Here is a 5012-nt window from a genome sequence, read left to right on the forward strand (position 1 = left end):
TCGCGCCAGATCAGTTCCTGCAGCGCGAGCAGTGTCGCCGGGCAGATGGAAGAAGCGCTCGCCGAGCCAGCGGGTCTGGAACAGATGGCCGAATTCGGCGGCGCGCGTCAGCCATTCGATGTTGATGTCCCGCATGCGGGCCGAAGGACGCTCTGACATGGTCGATGCAACGAGTAGGAGTGACGTGAAAACGCTGGAACCGTGGCTTCACCGGTACTGGAACATCGGGCCGGCGCGCCTGCAGGCGCTGGCGTCGGGCCATACTAACAAAACCTATCTCGTCGAGTGCGACGCGGGGCGCGCGGTGCTGCGCGTGTCGTGGTCCGGCAAGCCGGTCGGGAAAATGCGGCGCGAGGCGTCGATCCTCGCTCATCTTGGTGACGCGCGCACGGCGCGGCTGCTGCCCGCGCTGCCACGACTGCGGCCGACTGTCGATGCGCAAACCGGCGTGCAGATGCCCGACGGAAGCTGGCTGCATCTGTTCGAGCATATCGACGGCCGTCCCGGCTTGCCGGACGACGCGCACGGGGGAGCGACCGATGCGATGCGCACGCTCGCGCATCTGCATACGGCGCTGGCCGCGATACCGGCAAGCGAAGCCGCGCCGCTCGCATGGCTGTTGTCCCGTCATGCGCGTGTCGCGGCGCGTGCGATGCCGTTGCTGCCGGGCGATCTGCGCGACGCCTACGACACGGTGATCCGACGGATCGGCATACATCTCGAAGCGGCAGCCGCGTGGCTCACGGGGCCGGTGCATTGGCTGCACGGCGACTATCACGCGGGCAACCTGCTGTATGTCGGCAACGCGGTGAACGGCGTGCTGGATTTCGACGATGTGGGGCAGGGAGCGCAATGGCTCGAAGCGGCCTTTGCGTCGTTCGCGCTGTCGCGCGATGCGGGCCGGGATGACGGCTTCGTGTTCGATCGCGGGCGATGGAAGGCCGGTCTGGAGACCTATGCGGCGACACGGTCGGATGCGGCGCCGGATTGGCTGCGCGATAACGACGATGCGCTGATGACGTTGTTCTGCGCGGACCAGACGCTGATCCATCTCGAAGCGGCGCAGCGGGGCCTATGGATGCCGGGCCCTGGCATCGGATTCCTCGGCGGCTGGCGCCAGTTGCTGGACGGGGCGGTGCCCGCGGGTTAGCCGGCCGTCGCGTCAGCGCTGGCGGTTCAGGAACAGCCGCACGGCCTCGACCGTGTTCGGCCGCGCATCGCCGTGCCGCGATCCGTCGTGCAGGCAGAACAGCACGTCGCGATGCTGTGCCGTGCACGCGTCGACATGCGCGCACATCGCGTCGAACAGCGCCTGCGGCGACGGCGCCGGCCGCTGCCAGTCGTCCAGGATCGCGGTCCAGCCCGTGTGTTCGCGTGGCAGGCGCGCGAGCACGGCGGCGCGATCGTCCCGCGGCATCAACCCGTACGGAAGACGCAGCGGGATCGCGTTCGGTGCGGGAAGGCCGGCGCGGCGGTAGACGTCGCGAATCAGCGCGTCGGTCGTGTCGATCTCGTCGACGAGTGCGGCGTCAGCGAGCGCGCCCGGTTTCGCGTGCGAATAGGTGTGATTGCCGAGCCGGTGGCCTTCGCGCACGATTCTCGTCGCGACGTCGAGTGTGTCCGCCAGGTGTTGGCCGAGCACGAAGAAGGTCGCCGTGCACGAGGCGTCGCGCAGCACGTCGAGCAGCGCGGGCGTCGAGGGACCGGGGCCGTCGTCGAAACTGAGGTGAATGGAGATCATCGGTTGCTCGGGCCGCTCACTGAACCGGCTCGATGGCCAGCGGGCATCTGCCGACCGGACGCAGCCCGGTGCCGGTCCATTCGTAGAAGAACCGGGCCGCTTTCGCGTTGCCGGCGTCGCAATCGTCGTTGAAGCAGCCGGCCACGATCAGCAGCCTGCTGCCGGCTCGGAAGTCGACGCGCTCGTCGTCGTTGCCCATTACGCCCGAGATGGCCTTCACGCCGGGCATCGTGTACGTCGCGCCCGTGTTCTTGTCGACGATCGCGAAATTTCGGCAATCCGTTCCGCAACCCCAGATCGCGACGCGATAGTGACCGGCAAAATTGGCCGGTTGCGCGAATTCGTCGCGAATGACGGTGCGGTACAGGCGCGCCTCCTTGCTGGTGAGCCGGGGCGCGGCGGCCGGTTTGTGTGGTGTGCGGGCGGCGGCCGGTACCGGATAGCGATCGAACGAAGGCGAGGTACAGGACGCGGCAGCCGTGGTGGCGGGCGCAGCCTCGACAGCCTCCGCAGCACCGACGCCGCCCATCAGCGCAGTGGATGCGCCGGCGATCAGCAGAAATCGATGGGCAGGCGCCACGCGAATGTCCTTCGTGTTCGAGGTGAATGTCGAGCCGCAGCCGCCGAACGGCCGGCGACGACGATTCTATGACGCTTCGCGCGGGCTGGCGACACGGCACGGTGGTTGCGCACCTGCCGATCCGGCGATGCCGCGCGGAATCGTCCGTCAAGCATCGTCAAATCGCCGCGATATATCACGATGCCTGACGTTTCATGCGGCTTCGAAGGCTGTCATGCCCCGCTCGATTGCGTATCCTTGAATGCGATTCGCGGTATTCACGCAGTCACAACCGGGAGGCTTTACATGAATGCACGTCTTTACCGCGCGACCGTTGCCGGCGCGCTGATCGGATTGCTCGCGCCGTTTTCGGTCGCCCATGCGCAACTGGGCGACGTCCTGAAACAGGTCGGCGGTGGCGGCGATTCGGGCGGCAGCGCGGGCGGGGTGCTCGGCAACCTCGGCGGCCTTGGCGGCGCGCTGACGGGCGGCGGCGGTGCGTCGCTGACGCCGGGCAGCACCGGCAACGTCGCGGGCCTGCTGCAGTTCTGCATCCAGAACAACTATCTTGGCGGCGCAACGGGCAGCGGCGCATCGTCGGTGAAGGACGCGCTGCTCGGCAAGCTCGGCGGCACCGCGTCCGCGTCGTCCGACAGTGGCTATACGAGCGGTGCGAGCGGGATTCTCGACGCAGGCAACGGCAGCAAGCTCGACCTGAGCGGCGGCGGCCTGAAGCAGCAGGTGACCAAGCAGATCTGCGACAAGGTGCTGACGCAGGCCAAGTCGCTGCTGTAAGCCGATCGGCACGCATCGCGCGTGCCGACGCCGGGGGCGGTGCGCAGTCGCCGCCGCCCGTCAGGCATTCCAGCCGTGACGTTCGTCACGGCGAAAAGCACGTCGCGGGAGTCGATGCCGCGACCCGTGCAAGGCGCAAGGCGGCGACTGCGCGGCTCAATCCGCCAGCCGCTTGTCCGCGAGCGCCTTGCAGCAGTCTTCGTACACCCATTGCACGAGTTTTGCCCGATAGTCGAGATCGTCCGTATCGACGATTTCCTCGACCGCGTCGCGCGCCCACGACGCGTCGACGAACCCCGCATGCCGCTTCGCGATGTCCTGCGCGAGCGCCGCGAGCTTGGCGACCGACAGCCAGTCGGCCTGGCGGTGATGGCGGTCGAGCCAGCGGTGCGCGGCCTGCACCTGGAACGCGGCGTCCGGCCATGATTCGTTGAGGTAAAACGCGCCGAGGTTGCCGCAGGTGAGCCAGCAAAGCAGCTCCAGGCGGTCTTGCGAGCCGAGGGTATGGGATGCGTCGGACATGGCAGCGCTCACGAAGTGCGTCGATTCCGGGCGGCGCCGGCCGTAAAGGGCCGATGCCGATAATAAAAACATAGCACGATGCGGGCCCGGCCGCGCACCCGGGCGGATGCTGACGTGGCGGCGGCCCGACGAATGCCGCGCCGGCCACGCGCGGCGGGCGGCGCAGCAACGGCGTGATGGCGTGCCGGCCCTTTCGAATCGCTGTCATTCGTCACACCAGTCACCGAAACGCTCGCTAGAATGGCGGCTTCCCTGGAGGCGGAAAACGATGAAAATCTACGACCAGTTCTACATCGACGGCGCATGGCGCAAACCGGCCGGCACCGGCACGATCGACGTGATCGATTCGGGCACCGAAGCCGTGATCGGCCGGATTCCCGAGGGCGTCGCGTCCGACGCGCAGGACGCGATCCGTGCGGCGCGCGCGGCGTTCGATGCGTGGGCGGCCACGCCGGCCGCGACGCGCGCGGGCTACCTGCGCAAGATCGTCGAGCGCCTGCAGGCGCGCAGCGAGGAACTCGCGCAGTCGATCACCGGCGAAGTCGGCATGCCGATCAAGCTGTCGCGCGCGATCCAGGTCGGCGGCCCGATCTACAACTGGAAGGCGTACGCGAAGCTGGCCGAATCGTTCGAATTCGAGGCGCAGGTCGGCAATTCGCTGGTGGTGCGCGAGCCGGTCGGCGTCGTCGCGGCGATCACGCCGTGGAACTACCCGCTCAACCAGGTCACGCTGAAGGTCGCGCCGGCGCTCGCGGCCGGCTGCACGGTGGTGCTCAAGCCGTCCGAAGTCGCGCCGCTCAACGCGTTCATGCTCGCCGAAGCGATCCACGAGGCCGGGCTGCCGGCCGGCGTGTTCAACCTCGTGTGCGGGTACGGCCCGGTCGTCGGCGAGGTGCTGGCCACCGATCCGGACGTCGACATGGTGTCGTTCACCGGCTCGACGCGCGCGGGCAAGCGCGTGGCCGAGCTGGCGGCCGCGGGCGTCAAGCGCGTCGCGCTGGAGCTGGGCGGCAAGTCGGCGTCGGTGATCCTCGACGATGCCGATTTCGCGACGGCGGTGAAGGGCACGGTCAACGCGTGCTACCTGAACGCGGGGCAGACCTGCTCCGCGCATACGCGGATGCTGGTGCCGGAAGCGCGCTACGAAGAGGCGCGCGAGCTCGCGAAGGCCGCGGCCGAAGCGTACGTCGCGGGCGACCCGCGGCAGGAGGCGACGCGCCTCGGCGCGCTGGCGTCGGCCGCGCAGCAGCAGCGCGTGCAGGCGTACATCCAGCGCGGCATCGACGAAGGCGCGGAACTCGTGACGGGCGGCACCGGCTTGCCGGAAGGGCTCGCGAAGGGCTTCTTCGTGAAGCCGACCGTGTTCGGCCGGGTCGATCCGAAAGCGACGATCGC

Annotated in this window: 6 protein-coding genes and 1 pseudogene; 3 read left to right on the forward strand and 4 right to left on the reverse strand. The window is 68.5% G+C overall.

The window, feature by feature from the left end:
- Positions 1–159 (reverse strand): annotated as a pseudogene (locus JMF90_RS40725) (cephalosporin hydroxylase); the annotation flags it as partial.
- On the opposite strand from JMF90_RS40725, the gene JMF90_RS23610 reads away from it, so the two are divergent.
- Positions 158–1150, forward strand: a complete 993-nt coding sequence (locus JMF90_RS23610) for a phosphotransferase (protein WP_227745848.1) — start codon at positions 158–160, stop codon at positions 1148–1150. The pseudogene JMF90_RS40725 and the gene JMF90_RS23610 sit on opposite strands and share 2 nt — an antisense overlap.
- A gap of 12 nt (positions 1151–1162) precedes the next feature.
- On the opposite strand, the gene JMF90_RS23615 is transcribed toward JMF90_RS23610, so the two are convergent.
- Positions 1163–1741, reverse strand: coding sequence for a polysaccharide deacetylase family protein (locus JMF90_RS23615; RefSeq protein ID WP_125380637.1), 579 nt, complete (start codon positions 1739–1741; stop codon positions 1163–1165).
- A 16-nt stretch (positions 1742–1757) separates the two neighbouring features.
- The gene (locus JMF90_RS23620) at positions 1758–2321 is read right to left on the reverse strand and encodes a hypothetical protein (protein ID WP_374104254.1); all 564 of its coding nucleotides are present in this window, start codon (positions 2319–2321) and stop codon (positions 1758–1760) included.
- A gap of 285 nt (positions 2322–2606) precedes the next feature.
- Here JMF90_RS23620 and JMF90_RS23625 point away from each other — a divergent pair, with 285 nt between their 5' ends.
- The gene (locus JMF90_RS23625; protein WP_125381070.1) at positions 2607–3095 is read left to right on the forward strand and encodes a DUF2501 domain-containing protein; all 489 of its coding nucleotides are present in this window, start codon (positions 2607–2609) and stop codon (positions 3093–3095) included.
- A gap of 156 nt (positions 3096–3251) precedes the next feature.
- Here the strand turns inward: JMF90_RS23625 and JMF90_RS23630 are convergent, their stop codons facing one another.
- Positions 3252–3617: a hypothetical protein gene (locus JMF90_RS23630; RefSeq protein ID WP_011549733.1), complete on the reverse strand. Its 366-nt coding sequence runs from the start codon at positions 3615–3617 to the stop codon at positions 3252–3254.
- Positions 3618–3885: 268 nt separating this feature from the next.
- On the opposite strand from JMF90_RS23630, the gene JMF90_RS23635 reads away from it, so the two are divergent.
- A partial coding sequence (locus JMF90_RS23635; protein WP_201325492.1) for an aldehyde dehydrogenase family protein occupies positions 3886–5012 on the forward strand: 1127 nt, incomplete at its 3' end.

It is taken from the genome of Burkholderia sp. E168m23 (genome assembly GCF_016586125.1).
GTDB lineage: Bacteria > Pseudomonadota > Gammaproteobacteria > Burkholderiales > Burkholderiaceae > Burkholderia > Burkholderia orbicola.